The organism is Streptomyces sp. NPDC096013, assembly GCF_044763565.1.
In the GTDB taxonomy this organism is placed as follows: domain Bacteria; phylum Actinomycetota; class Actinomycetes; order Streptomycetales; family Streptomycetaceae; genus Streptomyces.
The window spans coordinates 256,822-279,989 of record NZ_JBIWGK010000003.1 but is presented as its reverse complement, the minus strand read 5'-3'; the positions used below and the strand labels follow the sequence as shown (position 1 = coordinate 279,989).

Genomic DNA, 23,168 nt, shown 5'->3' with positions numbered 1-23,168 from the left:
GAGGGTTATCAACTGGGTGTGCGTTTATCACGGTACGCCGTGTTCGACGCGCCCGTTTCCGGTCAGTCTTCGCTCTCGCCCTGGCGGGAAGCCGTTTCCGCGGCCTTCGCCGCCGCGCTGCCCGGACGCTTGCGGGCGACCCAGCCCTCGATATTCCGCTGCTGGCCACGGGCCACGGCCAGCGAACCGGGCGGTACGTCCTTGGTGATCACGGACCCGGCGGCGGTGTACGCGCCGTCCCCGACCGTGACGGGTGCCACAAACATATTGTCCGAACCCGTCCGGCAATGCGATCCCACGGTGGTGTGGTGTTTGTCCTGTCCGTCGTAGTTGACGAACACGCTTGCCGCTCCGATGTTCGTGTACTCGCCGATCGTCGCGTCCCCGACATAGGAGAGGTGCGGGATCTTCGAGCCCTCGCCGATCGTCGCGTTCTTCGTCTCGACGTACGTCCCGATCTTGCCCTTCGCGCCCAGCCGGGTGCCGGGACGGAGATAGGCGTACGGCCCCACGGTCGCGTGCGGTCCGATGTGCGCGCTGACGGCCACGGTGTTGTCGACGCGGGCGCCGGCCTCCACGGTGGTGTCCTTCAGGCGGCTGTTGGGGCCGACCTCGGCGCCCTCGCCGAGGTGGGTGGTGCCGTGCAGCTGGGTGCCGGGGTGGACGACCGCGTCCTGGCCGAAGGTGACGTCGACGTCGATCCAGGTGGTGGCCGGGTCGATGACCGTGACGCCGCCGAGCATGGCCTCGGTCAGCAGCCGGTCGTTCAGGATGCGGCGGGCCTCGGACAGCTGCACGCGGTTGTTGATGCCGGCGATCTCGCGGTGGTCGCCCGCGACGGAGGCGCCGACCCGGTGCCCGGCCTCGCGCAGGATGCCGAGGACGTCGGTGAGGTACTCCTCGCCCTGGCTGTTGTCGGTGCGCACCTTGCCGAGGGCGTCGGCGAGCAGCTGGCCGTCGAAGGCGAAGACCCCGGAGTTGATCTCACGGATCGCGCGCTGCGAGTCGGAGGCGTCCTTGTGCTCGACGATCGCGGTCACCGCGCCGGAGGCGCCGTCGCGGACGATGCGGCCGTAGCCGGTGGCGTCGGGGACCTCGGCGGTCAGGACGGTCACCGCGTTGCCGTCGGCGGAGTGGTTGGCGGTGAGGGCGCGCAGGGTCTCGCCGCGCAGCAGGGGGGTGTCGCCGCAGACGACGACCACGGTGCCGTCGACGCTGCCGAGTTCTTCGAGCGCCATGCGTACGGCGTGCCCGGTGCCGTTCTGCTCGGCCTGGACCGCGGTGCGTACGCCGGGGTCGGTCGCGCCGAGGTGGGCGGTCACCTGCTCGCGGGCGTGGCCCACGACGACGACCAGGTTCTCCGGCTCCAACTCGCGCGCGGCGGCCAGCACATGACCGACGAGGGTCCGGCCGCAGAGCTCGTGCAGGACCTTCGGTGTGGCCGACTTCATACGGGTGCCCTCACCCGCTGCGAGGACGACGACGGCTGCCGGGCGAATGGCGCTCACGGGTTTGCCCTTCGGCTTCGGAATGCTGGGGGGTGGACATTCGCAGGATACCGGGGCGTTTCATGGGTGACATGAGAGTGGGCCCTGACAGTGCTGTCAGGGCCCTAACAGGGGTGCGCGCAGAGGGGGTTGCTCAGGTGGCGCTCGGTTGGTGCTCCCCCGCCAGGACTCGAACCCGGACAAATGGCACCAAAAGCCACGGTGCTGCCAATTACACCACGGGGGATCAAACTCGTGAGAACCGGACATTTAGTCTGGTCGCCGAGTGGGCACCCAACACTATGCCGTACGGGATGGCCTCCGTGCGACGGTACTTGTCCACGGTGATCGAATTCGTCACCGTCCGACTACGCGTCGTGGTCTGGTCCGGTCGTGGAAACTCACCGGAAAACCGGGCCCCGGCGCCCTTAGGCTGGAGGCATGACCACGACGGGGGAAGACCATGCCACGGCCCGGGGAGGGCCGTGGTGGTGGACCAGGTGGCGCAGTGCGGTGCTCGACGCGGGGCTCGCCGCGGGGTCCGCGGCGGAGTGCGGGGCGGAGGGCGTCCGGTTCGCCCGGGACGCGGGCATCCCGGCGGCCGTCGGTGTCGTGTTCGGGGTGCTGGCCGGTTCGACGCTGATCGTCCGCCGGAAGTGGCCCATCGCCGTCGTCCTCGTCTCCATCGCCATCACCCCGGCCCAGATGGGCTATCTGATGGGCATCGTCGGCCTGTACACCCTGGCCGCGTCCGAGCTGCCGCGCCGGATCATCGGGGCGCTCGCGGGGATGTCGTTCCTCGGGATGCTCATCGTCATGTTCGTGCGGGTGCGCCAGGACATGCAGCACGGCACGTGGGAACTCGGCGACTGGTTCCTCCCCTTCGCCTCCATCACCACCGCGGTCGGCATGACCGCGCCGCCCGTTCTGCTCGGCATGTACGTGGGCGCCCGGCGCCGACTGATGGAGAGCCTCAGGGAGCGCGCGGACAGCCTGGAGCGGGAGCTCCAACTCCTCGCGGAGCGGGCCGAGGAGCGCGCGGAGTGGGCCCGCAACGAGGAGCGGACCCGGATCGCCCGTGAGATGCACGACGTCGTCGCGCACCGGGTGAGTCTGATGGTCGTGCACGCGGCCGCGCTTCAGGCGGTGGCCCGGAAGGATCCCGAGAAGGCCGTGAAGAACGCGGCCCTCGTCGGGGACATGGGGCGTCAGGCGCTCACCGAACTCCGGGAGATGCTCGGGGTGTTGAGGAGTGGCGACGGGCGGGACGCGCGGGAGCGGGCGGCCGTGCCGCTGGTCGCCGTGGCCGCGGCTGCCGCGGCCGCGGTTTCCCGGGTCGTCGATGACGAGGGCGGGGGTGAGGGGCCCTGTCTGTCCGACGTGGACGAGTTGCTCGGGCAGTCCGCGGCGGCCGGGATGGCCGTGGATCTCTCGGTGGAGGGTGAGACGCGCTCGTATGCGGCGGAGATCGAGCAGACCGCGTATCGGGTGGTGCAGGAGGCGTTGACGAACGTCCACAAGCACGCGGCGGGGGCGAAGACGCATGTGCGGCTTGCGCACCGGGTGTCCGAGATCGCGATGCAGGTCGAGAACGAACCTCCGCCGGAGTTGGCGTCGGCTTCTGCCGCGCGGTTGCCCTCCGGGGGGAACGGGCTGGTGGGGATGCGGGAGCGGGTGCTGGCGCTGGGTGGGGTGTTTGTTTCCGGGCCTACGGATGCCGGGGGGTTTCGGGTGTCTGCGGTGATTCCGGCGGCTTGAGGGTTCGGGTGCGGGTGCGGGTTCGGGTTCGGTTTTCGGGTGCGGGTTCGGTGGGGGCTGGTCGCGCAGTTCCTCGCGCCCCTGGGGGGTTGCCGGTTTGGCTTTGTGGGTCGGCCTGAGGTGCGTTGTGGGTTGCCTGCGGTGCGTTGTGGGTCGGCGCCGCGCCGGGGGGTCTCCGTCCTCGGGTCGGCGCGGGGGCGTTTTTTTGAGTGTGCGGCTGTGTTGGCGCCGACCGCTGCGGGCGGACACCCCCCGACACGTCGCCTTCTCGCCGTACGCGTCGGCTTTGTCAGCCCGCTGTGAGGCGTACCGGCTCTATGCCCGAGACCAGCGTTGCCAGGGCCTGGTCGATGTCGGGGCCCAGGTACCAATCGCCGGTGTGGTCGAGGGCGTAGACGCGGCCCTCGGAGTCGATGGCCAGGAGGGACTGGGTGTCGGGTTCCTCGCCGAGCGGGCTGACGTCGGTGTCCAGGGCGCGGCCGAGGTCGCCGAGGGTGCGGGCCATGTGGAGGCCGTGCAGCGGGTCCAGGTGGAGTGATACGGGGGAGATCTGGCGGCCGGGGCCGGTGGGTGTGATGTGCAGGCCGCCGAACTCGGCCCAGACCTCCACCGCCGCCGGGAAGACGGCGTGCTGGTGTCCCGCGGGCGAGGTGTGGTCGCGCAGGGTGTCCGCCCAGATCTCGGCCTGCTTTATGTCCCAGCGGCCCGGCTGCCAGCCGGCGGCGCGCAGGGCGGCGTCCACAGGTACGGAGAAGCGCGTGGTGGAGTGGCGGTCGGCTTGCATCTGCCTTCGATCGTCGGCGTCAGGGACTGTGGTGCCAGTGGTGCCAGTGTGTGAGTTGGTTCAGGTTTGGATTGGGTGGTGCTGCGGGGGTGGGGTCAGCCTGAGTCCGTCGTGGGGTCGACTACTCGGACGCCGAAGTGGGCGCTCAGGGCTGTGCAGGCCTGGCAGGGGGGCGCGAAGCTGCCGTGCAGGGGGTCGCCGTCCTCGCGGATGCGGCGGGCGGTGAGTTTGGCCTGCTTGAGGGTTTTGCGGGCCTCGCCGTTGGTCATCGGCTTGCGGGCGGCGCGTTTGCTGCGGGCGGCGTCGGCGGCTGCGATGTGGCGGGAGATGAGGATCGCCTCGGCGCAGCGGCCGGTGAACCGGTCCCGTTGCGCGCTGGTGAGGGTGTCGAGGAAGTCCTGCACGAGCGGGTGCAGCGCGGGCGGCTGGTCGCCGCGGGCGGCGGTGCCGGTGAGGGTGGTGGCGCCGCGCACGGACAGGGCGGCGGCGACGGTCGGGAGTATGCCGTCACGGCGGTGGTTGAGGGCCGGTGCGTGCGGCGCCTCGGTGGCGCTCCAGCCGACTCTGGGGTCGCCCGAAGGCCCGGTGTGCGCCCCGGTGTGCGGTCCCGTCTGCGTCGCGTTCATGATCGTCATCCCCTCCCGAGCATCCCCCGGCGGGTCACAGAGTGCCAAATGCCGTGGCTGGTGCGGTAGCTGGGGCGGTGCGACACGCCAGGGCTTCGGCTGGCTGTCACGGCGGGGTGACGTCAGGTCACGGAAGTGAGGGTTCGGTGACGGGTGCGGTGCGTTCGGTGAGGGGTGCGGGGAGCGGGTGCGGCCGACCGCCGCCGGTGACCGGTGTCGCCGTACCGCATAGGCTGTCCGCACCGCGATCCACGCGGTCGACGCGTGGAGACAGTCGAACGAAGACGTCAAGAAGACGAGACAGTCGATACGGGGCGCAGTGGGGCGAGTTGGACTTTCGGCCGCTGTGAATCGTACTGAATGCCGCAGGGGGCAACCGCCATGACGACAGGTCGGCTCGGGCAGCGAGCCGTGCCACCGAACGCGGCCTACGCCGGGCAGGTCGTGCACTTCCCGGACCCGGTCCGGGCGGCCCGTCACCCGCGAGGGGTGCGGATGGACGAGCACGGCTACCCCGACTTCTCGCCGTACGCGCGCGCCGCGGCCGAGATCGCGGAGCCCCCGGAGGGCTTCGGGGTCGACGAGCTGCGGCTGACGGACTATGTGTCGGCGAACGCGGCTCTCGCCGCGACCGGTCATGAGTTGTGGGACACCGTGCCCGCCGTCGCCACCCCGCACGGCTGGACCTGGCACCACGTGGTCGGCACCCGGCGCCTCGAACTCGTCCCCGTCGACGTGAAGGCGCTGCTGCGCCACCACGGCGGGATCGCCACGGCCGCCGTCGACCACGAGAAGCGCGGCACCCGCCCGCTCCAGGAGACCCGCCCCGCGCACTTCGGTCTGCCGAAGTCGGCGGTCGCGGTCACCGAGTCGCAGGTCCAGGGCGTCGAGGAGGACCTCGGCTACCGACTCCCGGGCGCCTACCGCTCGTTCCTCAAGGCGGCCGGCGGCTGCGCGCCCGTCGGCACCGCGCTGGACGCCGAGTTGGGCCTGCTGATCGACCAGCCGTTCTTCACGGTCCGCGACGAGGCGGCCGTCAACGATCTTGTCTATGTCAACAAGTGCCTGCGCGATCATCTGACCAAGGACTATCTGGGCGTCGGTTTCGTCCAGGGCGGTCTGCTCGCCGTGAAGGTGAAGGGGCAGGCGCTCGGGTCCGTCTGGTTCTGCGCCTACGACGACGCCCGCGACGTCGACCCGTCGCAGGCACCGGCCGACCGCGTGGAGCGGCTGCTGCTGCCCGCCGGGGACGACTTCGACCAGTTCCTCGCCCGACTCGCGGGAAATCCCCCGGAGTTGGAGACGGTGGCGAATCTGATGGTGGACGGCGGGTTCGCGACGGTGGTTCCGGTGGCGTCCTCGGTGGGGGAGTGAGCTGAACGATGGTGACCTTCGCACAGGCGCAGGAGCGCGCCGAGGAGTGGATCAACGGCGATGTGCCGTCGTACCAGCATCGCGAGGTGCGGGTGCGGGAGTTCGACCTCGGCTTCGTGATCTGGGCCGAGGACCGCGCCGACGGCCCGCGCTCGGACGGCGGCGCGCAACGCATGGTGCTCGCCCGCGACACCGGCGAGGCCACGCTGTGGCCCGCCCTGCCGGTGGGTGAGGTCGTCCGCCGCTACGAGGAGGAGTACGGCCGCGCCGACGAGATCGCCGACGCGGTACCGGCCGCTCCCGCGCGGGTGGACCTGAACCAGACGTCGTTCCTCTTGAGTCCACCGGAGTGGTTGCAGGAGGCGGCGGACAAGCTGGGGATTCCGGATCGGCGGGAGCCGTCCTCTTCGACTCCGGCCGGTGGTACCGGAGTTGGGGCCCAGGGGGCGCCTCATGGTTCCGCGGGGCGGGCGCTTCCGGAGACTCAGGCCGGTGTGCCTGCCGCTTCGGCGTGGCCCGATGCCGGGGGGTCCGGGGCGCAGGACGCGCCCGCGGTGCCCGCCGGGGCCACGCCCTGGGCGGGGACCGACACCAACGCGGATGCCGGCGAGGACCGTTCGGTACCGCTGCCCGCTACCGTCTTCGCGCCGCCGCTGAGCGAGCCGGAGGACTCGACCCCGGCCGAGGCCAAGACCGCGCTGATCTCCGGCGGGAGCCGGCTTCCGCGTACGACGCTTGCTCCGGCCGTGGACGAGTCCAACGCCGGTGCGGGGGCCGGGAGTTCGCAGGGTTCGGGTGGGCCGGGGGCGGCCGCTCCCGGTTCGTCGTACGGCTATCCCCAAGGGGACGCTGGTCCGGGCGCGCCCGCGCCGGGGGCTTCCGCCTACGGGTATCCCCAGGGGCCCGGTGGCAATGTGCCGCAGCCTCCCGGCGGGCCCGGTGTGCCGGGTCGGGCGCTCGCGCCCAACGCCGGGGACATCGCCGACGCCGCCACCAGCAAGGCGGCGCCTCCGCCGCGCCGGGGCGGGGGTTCCACGACACCGCCTCCGCCGGGCGCGCCGGGGACACCGGGTGCGCGGGCGGGCGGTCCGGGTGGTTCGGCCGGTGCGGGTGGTGCGGGTGGTGCGGGTGGTGCGGGTGGTGCGGCCGGTTCGCCTCCGCCTCCGCCGGCTTCTCCGCCTCCGCCCGGTGGGTATGTGGCGACTCAGATGGTTCCGGGGCTCGGTCCGGACGGGCAGGGTGGGCCTGGTACTCCGGGTGGGCCTGGTAGTGCGGGTAGGCCCGGAGGGCCCGTGGGCTCGGGTGGGCCTGGTGGTCAGGGTGGGCCTGGTGCGCCGCAGCCGCCTGGTGCTCCCGGAGCGCCCGGTGCTCCGAACACTCCCGGGGGGCCGCCCTCGGGGGGAGTGCACTACGCCGCGACGATGTTCGCCGACCCGGGTCGGGGTGGGCCCGCGGGGCCTGGTGCGCCGCAGCCGCCGGGTGCCCCTGGCGTGCCGCCCGCGCCCGGTGCCCCTGGTGTTCCCGGTGCGCCCAAGTCGCCTGGTGGGCCTGGTGGTTCCGGCGCGCCCGGTGGTCCTGGTGTGCCTGGCGCTCCGGGTGCCCCCGGTAGTCCCGGTGCACCTGTCGGTCCTGGTGCGCCTGGTGGTTCCGGCGGACCGGGCTTTCCCGGTGCGCCCGGGAACGCTGGTGGTCCCGGTGCTCCCAAGCCGCCGAACGGTCCCGGCATGCCCGGCGCCCCTGGTGCGCCCGGTGCTCCCGGCAGTCCCGGTTCCCAGGGCGGAGCCCACGGTGCTGTGCATCATGCGGAGACCATGCTCGCCGGGCCCCCGCCGGGCGGTCCCGGTGTGCCGCCTCCTCCGCCGCCGCCTCAATTCCCGGGCGCGCCCGGTGCGTTGGGCGCCCCCGGTATGCCGCCGGGCGCTCCGCCGCAGCCGATGCCGCCGGGCGCGGTACCTCCCGGTGCCATGCCTCCCGGCGCGATGCCGCCTCCGGGTCAACCCTTCCCCGGGCAGCAGCAGCCCGCCTACGGCTATCCCCAGCACGGGCAGCCGACCGTAGGACCGGGGTATCAGGCCGTGTTGCGGTACCGCGCGCCGGACGGGTCCGAGCAGCAGTTGATCCGGCGGTCCGCGCCGGGGACGCCGCACCCGGAGTGGCAGATCTTCCACGAGCTGCGCGGTATGAACATCCCGCCGGACCAAGTCCTCGAACTGCACACGGAGTTGGAGTCCTGCGAACTGCCGGGCGCCTACTGCGCGCGGATGATCCGCGAACAGTGGCCGCAGGCCCGCATCGCGAGCATCGCGCCGTACGGCACGGATCACGCGAGCCGGCAGCAGGGCATGCGTGAACTCCTGGCCCACCAGGGCGAGTTGCATCAGGTCGCCGACGGCCCGGCCCGACTCGCCCCGGTGCGGGCGCCGTTGCCGCCGGTGCAGCCGACGCCGCCGATCCCGCCGGAGGCGATCGCGCAGGAACTCGCGGGCGCCTTCGGGCCGGGCGTGTTCCGGTTCGAGCAGGCGGCGGTGTCCCGGCAGGGCGTACCGCCGATCGTCGCGCACACGCTGGTCGCGGCGGGGCTGCCGATGGACATGGGCCCGTTCTTCTGGGCGCAGGCCCAACCCGGGCGTCCCGTACCGACGTTGGCCGAGCTCGCGCAGGAGCGCGGGGTGCGGCCGTCCGCCGACGCGGGCTCGTATCTCGTCATGGGCAGCGACTTCGGCCGTGCGATCTGCGTCCAGTACGGCACGGCCAACATCGTCGCCGTGCCCGTGGAGGCGGGGCCGGGCGGTGCGCCCGTACCGCCGCAGTTCGTGAACACGGGGCTGCCCGAGTTCGCGCGCTGTCTGGCGCTGCTCGGCCGGATGTGGCGTCTGCGGTACGGGCTCAACCAGGAGCAGGCGGGGCGCTGGACCGTCGACTTCCAGGCCCAGCTCGCCTCGCTGGACCCGGCGGCGCTCGGTTCGCCGGAGAGCTGGTGGTCGGTGCTGCTGGAGCAGATGTGGGACGGGCTGCTGTGACGCCGATGGTCAGCTGAACAGTCATCGCTGAAGGGCCGGACCCGGTCGTGTGATCGGGTCCGGCCCTTTTGTGTGCCCGTGTGCGCCGGTGGCCGTTCACGTTCGCGTGATGCCCGTGACCTGTCTGCGGAGTGTCGCGTTATGAACACTTACGCCCGATCCATCAAGATATGCGGCAAATCATCATGTCGTGTCCGTCGGATGGAGAGGGGTTCAAGGATGAGCAGCGCAACGGTGTCACCACGTGGCTTCGTGGCCGTACGGGGGCGCGGCTACCGACCCGACCAGGTCGACGCGTACGCGGCGGCGATCTCGCAGTACCGGGACATGGCCTGGGAACGGGCCGCGCGGCTGACCGTGCTGGCCAAGGACATGGAGGCGGAGGCCGAGCGGATGCGGGAGGCCGTCTCCCGGCTGGCTCCGCAGACGTACGAGGCGCTCGGCGAGCGGGCGCACCGGCTGTTCCGGCTGGGTGAGGAAGAGGCGGCCGCGCTGCGGGAGTCCGCGCGGCGTGCGGCGCGGGAAGAGGTCGCGCGGGCCGAGGCGCACGCCGCGGCCGTGCTTCAGGAGGCACGTGACGAGGCGGACGCGCTCCGTGCGGAGGCGGAGGAAAGGGCCCGGCACCGGCTCCTCGCCGCCCGCGCCGAGGCCGACGACATCCGGATCGGTGCTCGGCGTGCGGTGAAGGAAGGGCGTACGGAGGCGTTGTCCGCGTTGCGTGAGGTGCGGCAGCGGACGGCGGCGATGCTCGGGGAGCAGGCCAAGGAGCATGAGGAGCGGTGGGCCTTGGCCGAGCGGGAGGCGGCTGAGCGGGTGGCTGCCTTCGACGCGGCGTATGCCGAGCGGGTGGCGTGTGCGGAGGCCGGTCTGCGCGAGGCCGAACAGGCTTTTGCCGACGCCGAGTTGTCGGATCGGCGGCGGCAGGCGGAGGCGGCGGAGCGGGCGGCCGAGGTGTTGGCGGAGGCTCGGGTGCGCGAGGAGAGGGTCGCGCGGGATACCGAGCGGGTGTTGCGGGAGCACGGGGAGACCTGGGACGACGTGCGGGCGCAGATGGATCATGTGCGGAGCAGTTTGACCGCGCTCACCGGGCGGGCGCCGGCCGAGTGAGATGACGGGGTGCGGGCGGTGTCAGGCGTGATCGGCGCAGCACGGTGTCGGGTTGGGGACCTCGAAGGGGGCCAGGGTGTTGCCCACCGCCGGGACCAGGGCCAGGGTCAGTCGTCCCGCTCGCCACTCGGGGCGTACGTGGTCCTGGGTGAGAATGGGTGTGGTGGGTGCCGGGATGGTCGACGGGGCTCCTACCACCGTCAGTTGGTCGATCGCCGTGGACTCCAGCAGGTCGGCCACGGTGACTGTGCCGGTGAGGCGTTCCACGCCGGCGTAGAGGACGGCCCGGCCCGACCGGCGCGCCGCGTGCTCCGCCGCGGCCAGGGCGGCGGCTTCGGAAGGGCCGTGTCTCCGGTCGTCCAGGGCCGCGCTCAGCTCCGTCGCCGTGAGCTGCTGCCAGACCCGCTCCACTGAAACCCTCTCCGGGAGGGCGAGGGAAACCGCTGTTCCCCTGCGGGTGTCCGTGCGGATCAGGTGGGTGCAGGCGACCGTTCCGGGGGGAAGGGCCAGCGTGGTCCTCAGGTCGCGGATCAGGTGGTCCGCCTCGCGAAGCGTGGCCGTGCCGGCGTCCACCCCTATGACGGGGTGGACGCCGGACGGGTCGTAGGTACCGCTCATGCGGGGAGGACCCACATCGGGTTGGAGTAGAACCAGAGGTCCTTCCACGGGTCGGCGTCGCCGAGGACGTCCATCGCGGGGCCCGCGGGGTCCACGGACGCGCCGTTGATGCCCACGGCGGAGCGGTTGCCGTCGGTGCCGCGGAGGCGGACGTAGACCGGCTTGTCGAGGCGGCCGAGGGAGTACGTGAGGCGGACGGTGCCGGTGGACCTGTCGACCTCGAAGGACGTGACGACCTTCGTCTTCGGCGCGGCGAACACGTCACGGTCCTTCACCGGGCCGGTGACGTCGCCCTGGATGACGTCGACGCGGGCCAGAGTCGGTTGGAACTGCGCCCAGTTGGGGCCGTTGGCGAGGCTGATGCTGATCGTCAGGTCGACCCGCGCGCCTCGGCGTACGTGCAGTGCGCCGCCGAGGGTGACCTCCCGGCCGCCGGAGGACAGCCGGGCGTCGAGGCCGCTGATCAGGCCGCCGTGGTCGACCCAGACGCGGCCCGCGCGGATGCCGTCCATGACCGCCTTGTACGAGAAGGAGGCCGCGCCGACGTGCGTGCGGGAGTACTGGCCGGGCCAGAAGTCGGTGTCGGTGAGGCTGATTCCGCCGCTGTACACCGGGTCGTTGTAGCGGCCGTTGGTCTCGAAGGCGCTGTTCGGGCCGCGTACCGCCGTGTCCGCGTACACGTTGTGGGAGTCGGAGTTGGCGGTGATCCACCACGGCTTGCCCTCGGCGAGGAGGCTGTCCCACAGGCCGCCGACCGTCGACGTCATCCAGTCGAACCCGCCCCAGGTGCGGTAACTCTCCAGCGGATAACCGGGGAACGAGTCCGCGCTCGGGCTGCCGTCGTAGATGCCGCGACCGCCGCCGGGGCCGTTCGGCTTGGGGATGCCGCCCGCCTGGTGGCCGGGGGCGCCCTCCATGCCGACCGCGATCGAGGGCTGCGCGTCACGCCAGCCCCGGATCTCGTGCGGGGAGTCGATGCCCTTGCGCGCCGGATGGTTGGCGAGGAACAGCGCGTCCTTGACCTTGCGGCGGCGGACCTGGTCGGCGAGGAAGTTGACGCCCGCGATGGCGAGGGCCTCGTTGGCGGGCGAGTTGCCGCTCGCGCTCTTCACGCTGCCGTCGAAGGAGTTCTCGAACTCCTTGAGCACGGCGACCTCGTTGGAGCCGGGGTGCACGAACACCGTGCCGTGCTCGGCGCCCGGGATGTTCCACTCCAGGCCCTGGAAGACGAGGGTGTCGTCGGTCTGGTCACGCGCCTCGACGATGTCCGGATTGACCTTCTCCACACCGATCTTGGCGTGCGTGACGCTGCCGTGGTCGGTGATCACCATCCAGTCCAGGCCGTGCGCGTTCGCCTGGCGCACATGGTCGATGACCCGGTACTTGGCGTCGCTGCTGTACTGCGTGTGAATGTGGTGGTCGCCCGCCAGCCACAGGTAACGGCCGTTGCCCTTCGACGACTTGGCCGCCTGCTGCTGCGCCGCCTGCTGCACCGACGCGGCTGCCTCCCCCGCGCCGGCGAGCACACCGCCCGCCGCGAGTCCCGCGCCCAGCAGGCCCGTTCGGCGCAGCATGCCTCTGCGTGACAGCTGACTGGGCGTCAACTCGGTGTCCGGAATCGATGTGTCGAGGGCCGGAGGCAGCGACGAGGTGTCGCCGTCCTCGTGGTGGTGATGGTGGTGGTGACCGTGGTCGCCGTGACTGTGGCCGTGGCTCATGCTCAACTCCCGCTGAATGCAGGGACCTTCACGCTCGGACGTGCAGAGTCTGAGAAGGGGCGGTGAACAGCGGGAGTCGGGGTGGTGGTGTGGCAAAGAACGAGTCATGCACGGCTATGACCCCGGTCATGCGGTGCTTTTGCGCCGGTCATCCAGTGTCTCTCCCTGTGTGCCGGCGGTGTCTCTCCGTACCGCGCCGGCCAGGATCGACCCCTCCAGTGCGTCGTACCGCCGCCGCTGTTCCCGCTCCGCGCCGCGGCCAGAGACGACCGTGCCCAGCCAGCCGAAGGCGAAGCCGAGCGGGATCGTGACGAGGCCCGTCGTGGTGAACGGGAACCAGTTGAAGTCGGCGTGCGGGAAGGCGGCGGCGGGCGAGCCGGAGACCAGGTTCGTGCCCGGCATCAGCACCAGAACCGCGAGCGTGCCTCCGATCAGCGTGCTGAGCAGGCCGGTTCGGGTGTAGCGGCGCCAGAAGAGGCTGTAGACGAGGGCGGGCGCTATGGCCGAGGCGCCCAGGCAGAACGACAGGGTGACGAGCGGTTGCAGGCCCCGGTGCTGGATCAGCGTCGCGAGCGCGATCGCCGGGACGCCCACCGCCAGCGCCGAGTAGCGGGCCAGCGTCATCTCGCGGCGCACCGGCATCTCCCGGACCCGGGTCGCGAAGACGTCGTGGGCAAGGGAGTTGGCGCAGGCGAGGATCATCCCGGCGACCGAGGCGAGCAGGGTGAGGAAGACGGCCGTGGTGACGGCGGTGAGGAGCAGGGTCTCCGCCGTCGACACGTCCGCGCCGAACACCGCCCGTGAGCCCAGCAGATAGGCCGTGTTGCCCTGCGGATCGGCCTGCGCGATCGCAGCCCGGCCGACCAGCGCGGTGGCCCCGAACCCGACGACCGTCAGGATCACCACGAACAGGGCGACGCTCGACACCGCCCACGACATCGACCGCCGCACCTGCCGGGCGCTCGACGCGGTGTACATGCGCATCGTTATGTGCGGGAGGCAGGCGCCGCCGATCACGACCGTCAGCTGTGAACTGATCATGTCCAGGCGGGGAGCCGGTCCCTGCGAGAACTGAAGTCCCGAGTGCAGGAAGGCCGGTCCTACGCCGCTCCTCTGTGCCGCCGTGTCGAAGAACGCGCCCAAGTCCCAGTGGAAACGGTTCAGTACGAGTACGGCGATCACGGCGCCCGACCCGAGCAGCATCACGATCTTCAGGATCTGGATGAGGGCGGTGCCCTTCATGCCGCCGATCGCCGCGTAGCTGATCATCAGCGCGCCGAGGCCGATGATGCAGCCGGTCTGGAGCGCGTCGCCGGAGAAGCCGAGGATGAACGCCAGCAGCTGTCCCGCGCCCGCGAGTTGGACCAGCATCAGCGGCAGCAGCGCGAGGATCGTCACCGTGCACCCGACGACGCGTACCGAACGGCCCGGCATACGGCGGGCGAAGGCGTCGCCCATCGTGAACCGGCCCGCGTTGCGCAGCGGTTCGGCCAGCAGGAACATCAGCAGGAGCAGCGACAGGGCCGTGCTCAGCGCGAGGACCACGCCGTCATAGCCGTACAGCGCGATCACTCCGCCGGTGCCCAGCACGCTCGCCGCGGAGATGTAATCACCGGCTATGGCAAGGCCGTTGCGGAGCGGGGAGAGGGAGCCGTAGCCCGTGTAGAACTCGTCGAGGTCGTCGCGGTCCGGGCCCGTCAGCACGCACAGCAGCAGCGTGACCGTGGCGACGGCGGTGAAGGCCACCAGCGACATGGTCTGCGAGGAGTCCCTGAGACCGGCCGCCGCGGTCACGGTGATCGTCCCGGTCATCGCGCCGCCTCCCGTCTGGCGTCCAGCTCGGCCTGCCTGCGGAAGCGGTCCGCGAGCGGGTCGACGCGCTGCCGGGCGGTGTGCTCGTAGAGCCCTATCGCCAGCCAGGTGACGGGCAGTTGGACCAGCGCGAGCAGCAGCCCGGTCGGCACCCCGCCGGTGACGGTGCTCGTCATCAGGCCGGGCGCGAACGCGGAGAGCCCGAGGAAGAGACAGAAGTAGCCGAGCGCTGCGGTGGTCGCCACCCGCCGCTGACGGCGGTACGCGCCGCGCAGGATGCGCAGGTCGCTGTGGTTGCCGAGGGCGGGCCGACGGGGGAGGCGGCGGCGTTCGGGCGGGGGCGGGGGCGGCTGCCAGGGGTAGGTGACGGCGGGCGGGAGGGGAGTCGGGGGCGGTGTGTGGCCGTACGGCGTGTACGGGTCGGGTGATGAGCGGACATCGTCCGGGCGGTACGCGTCGTCCGGGCGGTACGAATCTTGCGGAGGGTACGGGTCGTAGGACATCCCGTGCTCCTTGCGTGGCTCGGGTCCGTGGCGGCGGACCGCAGGGAGTGGGCGGCGGGAGCCACGCACGTTACTCGCCGGTTGGGGTATGTGGGTGCTTTTCGCCGAACTGGTCGGTCGGTACGGCGTCGGTGGGCGGCGAGCGCGTCAACCGGGCGCTGACCTCGGGTGTTACGCGAGTTGACGGTGTTTCCCGGGAACGGTGGAGGTGGGCGTGGCGGTGGCGACCGTACGGCCGAGCGAAGTGATCACCCGATCGTGAGTTTCCCCTCGGGGGCGCCCGGGCTGTCGCGATCCTGACAGGAGGGGGCGGGTGATCGGTGCCGTCCGCAAGTCCTAAGGGTGGGAGTGGCATGACACGGGCGGCGGAGCGGCACGAGGGCCTGGACGAACGGGCGTTGTTACTGGCGGCGGGGCTGGCCGAGCTGGCGGTGAGCACGGTGGGGTCGGCCGTGGGATCGGCGCTGGGGGCGGTGCGGGGGCTGCTGCGCCGGTCGGACGCGGGGGAGCTGGCGGCGGAGGCCGAGCGGGATCTCGCGGCGCGCGGACGCCTGGTGCTGGACCGGTACACGGGTCTGCCCCCGGCACATCTGGAGACCCTGGCCCGGCTCGCGCTCGCCCGGCAGGCCGCCGCCGATGACGTCTGACCGGTGGGAGTCGGCCGCGTTCAAGACGCGCGTCGACCACGTGCTCCAGCGGTTCGTGGCCGAGGAGGCCGGGCGGTTCGTGGAGATCGACCCGGCGCTGGAGCCGGTCGCCGGGCAGCTGGAGGCGGCGGTCGCGGACGGCAAACGGCTGCGGGCGGCGTTCTGTTACTGGGGCTGGCGCGCGGTGGGCCAGCCCGACAGCGACGCGCTGGTGCGGGCGGCGGCCTCGATGGAACTGGTGCACGCCGCCGCCGTCGTGCACGACGACCTCATCGACGACAGCCCGCTGCGGCACGGCCGCCCCACCGCCCACATCGCGCTGCGCGGTGCCGTACGCCGCCGCCCGCGTGCCGTCGCGGCGGCCAGGTCGCTCGCCATGCTGGTGGGGGATCTGCTGATGGGCATGGCGGGGGAACTCTTCACCACCAGCGGTCTGCCGGCCGCGTATCTCGCCCGCGCCCGGCCGCTGTGGTCGGTGCTGGCACGGGAGCTGATCGCGGGCGAGTGCCTGGAGATCCTGCGGACCGGGGCCGAGCCCGACACCGGCGCGTCCCTGAAGGTGATCCGGTACAAGACCGCCAAGTACACGGTGGAACAGCCCCTGTTGATCGGCGGCGCGCTCGCCGGTGCCGGGGGCCGGCTGCGGGAGGGCTACTCGGCGTACGGGCTGCCGCTGGGCGAGGCCTTCCAGTTGCGGGACGACGTCCTCGGCCTGTTCGGAGACCCGGAGGCCACCGGCAAGGCCAACGCCGACGATGTGCGCGGCCACCGGCCCACCGCCCTCCTCGCGGAGACCTGGCGCAGCGCCGGGGCCGAGGACCGGGAGCGACTGCGCACGCTCATGGGCCAACGGTCGCTGAATGGCGAGGAGTTGGACTCGGTGCGGGAGACGATGCGCCGGCTGAAGGCGCCCGACCGCGTCGAGGGCATGATCGCCGCCCGTGTCGAGGAGGCGCTCGACGCCCTCCAAGAACTGAACGTCCCCGCCCCCGCCGAGGCCGCGCTGACCGCGCTGGCCCACTCGGCGTCGGCCCGCCTGTCCTGACCCGCGACCCGCGAACTCCCAGGAGTCCCACGTGACTTACACCGAGACCTCGATGGACGGCCTGCGCCGGGCCGGTGACGAACTCGCCGACGCCACCGTCGCCGCCCTCTTCGACCGGGGGGAGGTGGGCAAGTTCAACACCCTCATGCGCTACGTCTCCGTGGCGGGCGCACCGCTGCCGGACGGCCTGCCCCCCGTCGCCCTGGAGTACCTCAACGCGACGAGCACACCGCCGAGTTGGGTCGACTGGGCCGAGATGGAGAGGGCCCGGCTGTTCTTCATCGACAACAACGTGCACATCTCCACCGCCCTGTCCTTCGCCTCCATGCCGGCCTGCTACGTCGTCCCGCCGGTGGCGAAGCTCCTGTCGGCCAGCCACGGGCTGCGGTACCCGTCCAAACGCATGGCGGAGACAGGGCAGTTCACCGTCTATCTGATGCGGCCCGACGCCTTCGAGGCCGGCAGCCGCTTCATCCCCGCCGCGCAGAAGGTCAGGCTCCTGCACGCCTCCATCCGCCACCACCTCCTGCGCGAGAACCAGTGGGACACGGGCGAGTTGGGCACGCCGATCTGCCAGGAGGACATGATCGGCGGGCAGATGTTCTTCTCCCTGCTCGTCCTGGACAGCCTGCACCGCCTCGGCATCCACATGTCGACGGAGGGCGCCGAGGCCTACTACTACGCGTGGCGCGTGGTCGGCGCGATGCTCGGCGTCGACCAGGACGCCGTACCCAAGTCCCTTGAGGAAGCCCGCCAGTTCCTCGACCTCTACATGCTGCGGCACATGGGCCCGTCCGAGGAGGGCGCCGTCCTGACCCGCCAGCTCATCGACCTCTACGAGGAGGTTGTCCCCGGCACCTTCTTCGACCCGGTCGTCTCCGCCCTCATCCGCCACCTCGTCGGCGACACCTGCGCCGACTGGCTCCGGGTGCCCCGCACCCGGTGGGACACGCTCGTCAAGGCCGTACCCCACCTCCTCGGCGTCCTGGAGACCATCGAGGACCGTTCCCCGCTCGGCGCCTGGGCGTTGGACCGCCTCGGCCACCTCACCACCGTCCTGGAGCTGTCCTCCCTCACCCGCGGCCGCGTCATGCACTACGCCATCCCGGAACAGCTCAAGAAGGACTACGGCGTACCCAACTCGGTTCCGCGCACGCGCCGTTGGACCCCACCCGCCGCCACCGTCTCCTGAACTCCCCTCTGCCTACTGCTCCTTGAGGACCGGGAAGCGCCGCGGTGCCAGGAACAGCAGCACCAGGAAGGCGACACCGGCCGCGCATCCGGCGCCGATGTACACCGCGTGCACCGCGTCCGCGATCGCCCGCCGGGTCGCCTCGGGGACCGCGCCGCCGTCGAGGCCCCGTGTCACCGAGTCCAGGTCGCTCGCGCCGCCCAGCCGGGAGGCCAGCACCCCGTTGGCGACGGCCCCGAAGACGGAGGCGCCGATGGTCTGGCCGGTCTGGCGGCAGAACAGCACGGACGCGGTCGTCACACCCCGCTCCTCCCATCCGACCGTCGACTGCACTCCGACGATCAGGGGGAGTTGGAAGAGTCCGAGGGCCGCGCCGAGCAGCAGCATCAGCACCATCGGCTGCCAGGCCGAGCCCGGGTAGGGCAGGAACGGGAACGCGAACAGGATCAGCGTCGCCGCCCCGATCCCGAGCATCGCCGTGTTGCGGAAGCCGATCCGCCGGTACACGTGCTGGCTCAGCGCGGCCGACACCGGCCAGCTCAACGTCCATACGGACAGCACGAATCCGGCCGCCACCGGCGCGAGGCCGAGCACCGACTGCGCGTACGTCGGCAGGAACACACTCGGCGCCACCATCAGCAACCCCAGCGCGCCCAGGGCCAGGTTGACGGCCGCGATCGTACGGCGCCGCCACACCCATCCCGGGATGATCGGCTCGGCCGCCCGGCGCTCGATCGCCACGACGAGTGCGGCCAGCCCGAGTCCCGTGGCGAACAGGGCCATCGAGGGTGCCGACAGCCAGTCCCACGCGACCCCGCCCTGCACGAGGGCCGTGATCAGCACGCCTCCGCAGGCGAACACCGCCAGTGCGCCCGCCCAGTCGACGCGGGGGCGGGCCGTGCGGGCGCGTGCCGGTTCGTGGAGGTGGCGGACGATCAGCCACAACGCCACCGCCCCGACAGGGAGGTTGACGAGGAAGATCCAGCGCCAGCCCGCGTACGCGGCGAGCAGCCCGCCCACCCCCGGGCCCGCGACCGCCGACACCGCCCACACCGTGGACAGCTTCGACTGGATCTTGGGGCGTTCCTTCAGCGGGTACAGATCGGCGGCGAGCGTCTGGACGGTGCCCTGCAACGCGCCGCCGCCCAGGCCCTGCACGATGCGGAACGCGATCAGCGCGCCCATGTTCCAGGCCACCGCGCACAGCAGCGACCCGGCGAGGAAGACCGCCGCCCCGACGATCAGCACCGGCTTGCGCCCGAAGGTGTCGGAGAGCTTGCCGTAGACGGGCAGCGTGACCGTCACGGCCAGCAGATAGCCGGAGAACAGCCAGGAGAAGACGGAGAAGCCGCCGAGGTCGCCGACGATCTGCGGCACGGCGGTGGAGACGATGGTGGAGTCGAGGGCGGCCAGGGCCATCGCGAGCATCAGGGCCGCGACCACGGGGCCCCGGCGCCGGTCGAGAGGGGCCGGCGTGGGCTGCCCGGCCGCGTCGGGGCGTATCTCGGTGTCGCTGTCCCCCTGGTCCACAGGAATCCTTTCCCCTTGCATCTATCTGCCGCGCACCAGCTTCCCACTTGACCCTCACGTCGCGGCAGGGCGGAAGCTGACAGGGCCGGTGGGTGGACCGAACCCCTAGGCCGGCTCCACCCGACGGTGGAGAGCCCCTAGGGGGTTCCTCCCTATCAGGGCCCGGGGTCGGTTCGTACCGGCGGAGGAGGAGAAGGGGGAGGGGGCGTCCTTAACCTGGCTTTATGCCGCTGGGGGGCGGCAGGCCGAACCCAGGAGGGTGGGGTTTTCCCCCGGGAAAGACTGCGCTGAGCACCAGCGCGCCGGACCCCCGCCCGCCGACAGAATCATCGTCGTAACCAGTTGGAACACCTCGAACGGGCACCGGTACGCACCGCCGCTGCCCGACTTAGGAGACATACCGTGACATCGGCTGTGACCATTCCCAGGCACGGGGGTACTGGAGGGCGTACGGCCGTTGCCGCGCGAGCGCGGCAGGTCGTCAAGGCATACGGAGCCGGGGAGACCCGCGTCGTCGCCCTCGACCATGTCGACGTGGACATCGCCCGCGGTCAGTTCACCGCGATCATGGGCCCCTCGGGGTCCGGCAAGTCCACGCTCATGCACTGCCTCGCCGGGCTCGACACCGTGACGTCCGGGCAGATCTACCTGGACGAGACCGAGATCACCGGCCTCAAGGACAAGAAGCTCACCCAACTCCGCCGGGACCGCATCGGGTTCATCTTCCAGGCCTACAACCTGCTGCCGACGCTGAACGCGCTGGAGAACATCACCCTCCCGATGGACATCGCCGGCCGCAAGCCCGACAAGGGCTGGCTCGCGCAGGTCGTGGAGACGGTCGGACTCTCCAGCCGGCTCAAGCACCGGCCCAACCAGCTCTCCGGCGGTCAGCAGCAACGCGTCGCCGTGGCACGGGCGTTGGCGGCCCGGCCCGAGATCATCTTCGGTGACGAGCCGACCGGAAACCTCGACTCCCGTGCGGGAGCAGAGGTGTTGGGCTTCCTGCGCCGCTCCGTCGACGACCTGGGCCAGACCATCGTGATGGTCACGCACGACCCGGTGGCCGCCTCGTACGCGGACCGTGTCCTCTACCTCGCGGACGGCCGGATCGTCGACGAGATGTTCAAGCCCACCGCGGACGCCGTCCTCGACCGCATGAAGGACTTCGACGCGCGGGGGCGTACGTCATGACCGTCCTCAAGACCTCGATGCGCAACTTCTTCGCGCACAAAGGGCGGATGGCCCTCTCGGCGATCGCCGTCCTGCTGTCGGTCGCCTTCGTCTGCGGCACGCTGGTGTTCACCGACACCATGAACACGACGTTCGACAAGCTCTTCGCGGCCACCGCGTCCGACGTGACGGTCATGCCGAAGACGGCCAAGAGCGACGGCAGCACCCCGCAGAACGGACTGCCCGAGTCGCTGCCGGCCTCCACGGTCGCACGGGTGGCGAAGGCCCAGGGCGTCAAGTCCGTCGAGGGCGGCGTCAGTTCGATGAACGTGACCGTCGTCGACAGCGCCGACAAGAACATGGGGTCCTCGACCGGAGCGCCCACCATCGCGGGCAACTGGACGAAGAACGACCTGCGTTCGATGGAGATCACCTCCGGCCATGCCCCGCGCGGCCCGACCGAGGTGATGGTCGACGCCGACACCGCCGACAAGCACCACCTCAAGATGGGCGACTCGCTGCGCACCATCTCCCAGACCGGCGACTTCACCACCCACATCGTCGGCATCGCCACCTTCAAGGTGACCAACCCCGGTGCGGCCGTCGTCTACTTCGACACCGCCACCGCGCAGCGTCAACTCCTGGGCGCCACCGGCCGGTTCACCCAGATCGGCGTCACCGCCGCGAGCGGCGTGACGGACACCCGGCTCAAGCAGAACGTGGCACAGACCCTCGCCTCGTCCGGGACGTACAAGATCCAGACGGCCAAGGAGAACGCCGACGAGAACCGCAAGGGCGTCGGCCAGTTCATGAACGTCATCAAGTACGCCATGCTCGGCTTCGCCGGGATCGCGTTCCTGGTCGGCATCTTCCTGATCATCAACACCTTCTCGATGCTGGTCGCCCAACGGACCCGCGAAATAGGCCTGATGAGGGCGATCGGCTCCTCCCGCAAGCAGGTCAACCGCTCGGTCCTCGTCGAGGCGACCCTGCTCGGGATCGTCGGCTCCGTCCTCGGCGTCGGCGCCGGGGTCGGGATCGCCGTAGGCCTGATGAAACTGATGAGCGCGGCGGGCATGGACCTGTCGACCCGGGACCTGACGGTCAAGTGGACCACCCCGGTGCTCGGCCTGCTCCTCGGCGTGATCGTCACCGTCCTCGCCGCCTACCTCCCGGCCCGCCGGGCCGGCAAGGTCTCCCCGATGGCCGCGCTGCGCGACGCCGGTACACCGGCCGACGGCAAGGCCGGCTGGGTGCGCGGACTGATCGGCCTGGTCCTGACCGGCGCCGGTATCGCCTCGCTGTTCGCGGCGGCCACCGCCAAGAAGGCGACGGACGGTTCGCTGGTACTGGGAGCGGGCGTGGTCCTGTCCCTGATCGGCTTCGTCATCATCGGCCCGGTGCTCGCCAACGCAGTGGTCCGGGTGATCAGCCTGGTCCTCCTGCGCGCCTTCGGCCCGGTGGGGCGCCTGGCCGAACGCAACGCGCTCCGCAACCCCCGGCGTACCGGTGCCACGGGTGCGGCCCTGATGATCGGCCTCGCGCTGGTCGCCTGCCTGTCGGTGGTCGGCTCCTCGATGGTCGCCTCGGCCACGAGCGAACTCGACAAGTCCGTCGGCGCCGACTTCATCGTCCAGGGCAACCAGCGGATCGTGCCGCAGGCCGAGAAGGCGATGGAACACTCGCCCGACCTCGCCCACGTCACCCGCTACAAGTTCCTCGACGTCACCCTCACCTCGCCCGACGGGCAGAAGGACACCGACGGCCTCACCGCCGCCGACCCGTCCTACGCCCAGGACCTGCGCCGCGCCACCACGGCCGGCGACCTGTCCGCCGCCTACGGCACCGACGCGATGTCCGTCGGCTCCAAGTACGCCAAGAAGCACGGCGTCCACCTCGGGGACACGATCGGCGTCGCCTTCAAGGGCGGCACGACGGCGAAGCTCAAGGTCGCCGCGATCACGGACGACGACGTGGCCATCGACCAGGGCGCGCGGTACACCAGCATCGCCACGATGAAGAAGTACCTCCCGGCGAACAAGGTCCCGCCGAACGAGATCATGTTCGCCAAGGCCAAGGACGGCCAGGAGAAGCAGGCCTACGCGGCCCTGAAGAAGGCCATGGCCCCGTACCCGCAGTACCAGGTGCGCGACCAGACCGACTACAAGCAGGAACTGAAGGATCAGATCGGCCAGCTCCTGAACATGGTCTACGGCCTGCTCGCCCTCGCGATCATCGTCGCGGTCCTGGGTGTCGTGAACACGCTGGCCCTCTCGGTCGTCGAGCGGACCCGGGAGATCGGCCTCATGCGGGCGATCGGCATGTCCCGCCGCCAGCTCCGCCGGATGATCCGCATGGAGTCGGTCGTGATCGCCCTCTTCGGAGCGCTGCTCGGACTGGGCCTCGGGATGGGCTGGGGCGCCACCGCCCAGCAGCTCCTCGCCCTGGAGGGACTGAAGGTCCTGGAGATCCCCTGGGGCACGATCATCGCGGTCTTCGTCGGCTCCGCCTTCGTGGGCCTGTTCGCCGCCCTGATCCCGGCGTTCCGGGCGGGCCGGATGAACGTCCTCAACGCCATCGCCACGGAGTAGCCCACAGAGCCACTGCCCAACGGGGGCAGGCCCGGCACCGAGAAGTCACGGGGGACTTCTTGGCGCCGGGCCTGTTTGTCGTGTCCGGCCCGGTGGTCCGGAGGGGGCGGAGTCCCCAGGTGCGTCGACGGCAGCACGGGGTGCCGGAAAAGCGCGGTTATCCACAGCCCCGGCACACGGCAGCGC

General features: G+C 71.3%; 17 protein-coding genes and 1 tRNA gene. 9 read left to right on the top strand and 9 right to left on the bottom strand.

Annotated elements, in window-relative coordinates; all coding sequences use genetic code 11:
- Positions 1 to 62 precede the first annotated feature (62 nt).
- Together glmU and ACIRB1_RS12775 are read right to left on the bottom strand one after the other, a co-directional pair.
- Positions 63 to 1,508, bottom strand: a complete 1,446-nt coding sequence (gene glmU / locus ACIRB1_RS12780) for a bifunctional UDP-N-acetylglucosamine diphosphorylase/glucosamine-1-phosphate N-acetyltransferase GlmU (RefSeq protein WP_403465545.1) — start codon at positions 1,506 to 1,508, stop codon at positions 63 to 65.
- Positions 1,509 to 1,662: 154 nt separating this feature from the next.
- Positions 1,663 to 1,734, bottom strand: a tRNA-Gln gene (locus ACIRB1_RS12775).
- 194 nt (positions 1,735 to 1,928) lie between these two features.
- Between ACIRB1_RS12775 and ACIRB1_RS12770 the strand changes: the two genes are divergently transcribed.
- Entirely contained in the window at positions 1,929 to 3,245 is a 1,317-nt protein-coding gene (locus ACIRB1_RS12770) for a histidine kinase (RefSeq protein WP_352181930.1), read from the top strand.
- 289 nt (positions 3,246 to 3,534) lie between these two features.
- Here the strand turns inward: ACIRB1_RS12770 and ACIRB1_RS12765 are convergent, their stop codons facing one another.
- The gene (locus tag ACIRB1_RS12765; RefSeq protein WP_352181931.1) at positions 3,535 to 4,029 is read right to left on the bottom strand and encodes an SUKH-3 domain-containing protein; all 495 of its coding nucleotides are present in this window, start codon (positions 4,027 to 4,029) and stop codon (positions 3,535 to 3,537) included.
- A 95-nt stretch (positions 4,030 to 4,124) separates the two neighbouring features.
- Entirely contained in the window at positions 4,125 to 4,664 is a 540-nt protein-coding gene (locus ACIRB1_RS12760) for a YwqJ-related putative deaminase (RefSeq protein ID WP_403465544.1), read from the bottom strand.
- Positions 4,665 to 5,036: 372 nt separating this feature from the next.
- Between ACIRB1_RS12760 and ACIRB1_RS12755 the strand changes: the two genes are divergently transcribed.
- The 3 genes from ACIRB1_RS12755 to ACIRB1_RS12745 all read left to right on the top strand — a co-directional run bounded on the left by ACIRB1_RS12755 (position 5,037) and on the right by ACIRB1_RS12745 (position 10,156).
- A complete protein-coding gene (locus tag ACIRB1_RS12755; RefSeq protein ID WP_352181933.1) occupies positions 5,037 to 6,029 on the top strand; it encodes an SMI1/KNR4 family protein in 993 nt (330 codons plus the stop codon).
- Positions 6,030 to 6,037: 8 nt separating this feature from the next.
- Positions 6,038 to 9,049, top strand: a complete 3,012-nt coding sequence (locus ACIRB1_RS12750) for an SUKH-4 family immunity protein (protein ID WP_403465543.1) — start codon at positions 6,038 to 6,040, stop codon at positions 9,047 to 9,049.
- A 219-nt stretch (positions 9,050 to 9,268) separates the two neighbouring features.
- Positions 9,269 to 10,156 carry a cellulose-binding protein gene (locus ACIRB1_RS12745; RefSeq protein WP_403465542.1) on the top strand — a complete coding sequence of 296 codons (888 nt, stop codon included), beginning with the start codon at positions 9,269 to 9,271 and terminating at the stop codon, positions 10,154 to 10,156.
- A gap of 21 nt (positions 10,157 to 10,177) precedes the next feature.
- Here ACIRB1_RS12745 and ACIRB1_RS12740 read toward each other — a convergent pair whose 3' ends face one another.
- The 4 genes from ACIRB1_RS12740 to ACIRB1_RS12725 form a co-directional block, all read right to left on the bottom strand.
- Positions 10,178 to 10,774 (bottom strand): hypothetical protein, encoded by a 597-nt coding sequence (locus ACIRB1_RS12740; RefSeq protein ID WP_403465541.1) that lies wholly within the window; start codon positions 10,772 to 10,774, stop codon positions 10,178 to 10,180.
- Positions 10,771 to 12,492, bottom strand: a complete 1,722-nt coding sequence (locus tag ACIRB1_RS12735) for a PHP domain-containing protein (protein ID WP_403465540.1) — start codon at positions 12,490 to 12,492, stop codon at positions 10,771 to 10,773. Before ACIRB1_RS12735 ends, ACIRB1_RS12740 begins: the two co-directional genes overlap by 4 nt.
- Positions 12,493 to 12,618: 126 nt before the next feature.
- Positions 12,619 to 14,304 (bottom strand): cation acetate symporter, encoded by a 1,686-nt coding sequence (locus tag ACIRB1_RS12730; RefSeq protein ID WP_403465539.1) that lies wholly within the window; start codon positions 14,302 to 14,304, stop codon positions 12,619 to 12,621.
- A complete protein-coding gene (locus ACIRB1_RS12725) occupies positions 14,301 to 14,807 on the bottom strand; it encodes a DUF485 domain-containing protein (protein WP_403465538.1) in 507 nt (168 codons plus the stop codon). The genes ACIRB1_RS12730 and ACIRB1_RS12725 overlap by 4 nt, the downstream gene beginning before the upstream one ends.
- Positions 14,808 to 15,160: 353 nt before the next feature.
- Between ACIRB1_RS12725 and ACIRB1_RS12720 the strand changes: the two genes are divergently transcribed.
- The 3 genes from ACIRB1_RS12720 to ACIRB1_RS12710 are packed head-to-tail and all read left to right on the top strand — an operon-like array spanning position 15,161 to position 17,691.
- Positions 15,161 to 15,454, top strand: coding sequence for a polyprenyl synthetase (locus ACIRB1_RS12720; RefSeq protein WP_403465537.1), 294 nt, complete (start codon positions 15,161 to 15,163; stop codon positions 15,452 to 15,454).
- Positions 15,444 to 16,499, top strand: a complete 1,056-nt coding sequence (locus ACIRB1_RS12715; RefSeq protein WP_403465536.1) for a polyprenyl synthetase family protein — start codon at positions 15,444 to 15,446, stop codon at positions 16,497 to 16,499. Before ACIRB1_RS12720 ends, ACIRB1_RS12715 begins: the two co-directional genes overlap by 11 nt.
- Positions 16,500 to 16,530: 31 nt before the next feature.
- Positions 16,531 to 17,691: an oxygenase MpaB family protein gene (locus ACIRB1_RS12710; RefSeq protein WP_403465535.1), complete on the top strand. Its 1,161-nt coding sequence runs from the start codon at positions 16,531 to 16,533 to the stop codon at positions 17,689 to 17,691.
- Between the two features lie 12 nt (positions 17,692 to 17,703).
- Here ACIRB1_RS12710 and ACIRB1_RS12705 read toward each other — a convergent pair whose 3' ends face one another.
- Positions 17,704 to 19,242 carry an MFS transporter gene (locus ACIRB1_RS12705; protein WP_403465534.1) on the bottom strand — a complete coding sequence of 513 codons (1,539 nt, stop codon included), beginning with the start codon at positions 19,240 to 19,242 and terminating at the stop codon, positions 17,704 to 17,706.
- A 381-nt stretch (positions 19,243 to 19,623) separates the two neighbouring features.
- On the opposite strand from ACIRB1_RS12705, the gene ACIRB1_RS12700 reads away from it, so the two are divergent.
- Both ACIRB1_RS12700 and ACIRB1_RS12695 read left to right on the top strand, forming a co-directional pair.
- Entirely contained in the window at positions 19,624 to 20,412 is a 789-nt protein-coding gene (locus ACIRB1_RS12700; RefSeq protein ID WP_026178212.1) for an ABC transporter ATP-binding protein, read from the top strand.
- Positions 20,409 to 22,982 carry an ABC transporter permease gene (locus tag ACIRB1_RS12695; RefSeq protein ID WP_403465533.1) on the top strand — a complete coding sequence of 858 codons (2,574 nt, stop codon included), beginning with the start codon at positions 20,409 to 20,411 and terminating at the stop codon, positions 22,980 to 22,982. The genes ACIRB1_RS12700 and ACIRB1_RS12695 overlap by 4 nt, the downstream gene beginning before the upstream one ends.
- Positions 22,983 to 23,168: the final 186 nt, after the last annotated feature.

What these genes read in the sequence shown, in the direction of transcription:
- ACIRB1_RS12770 (WP_352181930.1), top strand. Translation starts at nt 1,929, where the DNA reads ATGACCACGACGGGGGAAGACCATGCCACGGCCCGGGGAGGGCCGTGG.
- ACIRB1_RS12765 (WP_352181931.1), bottom strand. Translation starts at nt 4,029, where the DNA reads ATGCAAGCCGACCGCCACTCCACCACGCGCTTCTCCGTACCTGTGGAC.
- ACIRB1_RS12760 (WP_403465544.1), bottom strand. Translation starts at nt 4,664, where the DNA reads ATGACGATCATGAACGCGACGCAGACGGGACCGCACACCGGGGCGCAC.
- ACIRB1_RS12755 (WP_352181933.1), top strand. Translation starts at nt 5,037, where the DNA reads ATGACGACAGGTCGGCTCGGGCAGCGAGCCGTGCCACCGAACGCGGCC.
- ACIRB1_RS12750 (WP_403465543.1), top strand. Translation starts at nt 6,038, where the DNA reads ATGGTGACCTTCGCACAGGCGCAGGAGCGCGCCGAGGAGTGGATCAAC.
- ACIRB1_RS12745 (WP_403465542.1), top strand. Translation starts at nt 9,269, where the DNA reads ATGAGCAGCGCAACGGTGTCACCACGTGGCTTCGTGGCCGTACGGGGG.
- ACIRB1_RS12740 (WP_403465541.1), bottom strand. Translation starts at nt 10,774, where the DNA reads ATGAGCGGTACCTACGACCCGTCCGGCGTCCACCCCGTCATAGGGGTG.
- ACIRB1_RS12735 (WP_403465540.1), bottom strand. Translation starts at nt 12,492, where the DNA reads ATGAGCCACGGCCACAGTCACGGCGACCACGGTCACCACCACCATCAC.
- ACIRB1_RS12730 (WP_403465539.1), bottom strand. Translation starts at nt 14,304, where the DNA reads ATGACCGGGACGATCACCGTGACCGCGGCGGCCGGTCTCAGGGACTCC.
- ACIRB1_RS12725 (WP_403465538.1), bottom strand. Translation starts at nt 14,807, where the DNA reads ATGTCCTACGACCCGTACCCTCCGCAAGATTCGTACCGCCCGGACGAC.
- ACIRB1_RS12720 (WP_403465537.1), top strand. Translation starts at nt 15,161, where the DNA reads ATGACACGGGCGGCGGAGCGGCACGAGGGCCTGGACGAACGGGCGTTG.
- ACIRB1_RS12715 (WP_403465536.1), top strand. Translation starts at nt 15,444, where the DNA reads ATGACGTCTGACCGGTGGGAGTCGGCCGCGTTCAAGACGCGCGTCGAC.
- ACIRB1_RS12705 (WP_403465534.1), bottom strand. Translation starts at nt 19,242, where the DNA reads ATGCAAGGGGAAAGGATTCCTGTGGACCAGGGGGACAGCGACACCGAG.
- ACIRB1_RS12695 (WP_403465533.1), top strand. Translation starts at nt 20,409, where the DNA reads ATGACCGTCCTCAAGACCTCGATGCGCAACTTCTTCGCGCACAAAGGG.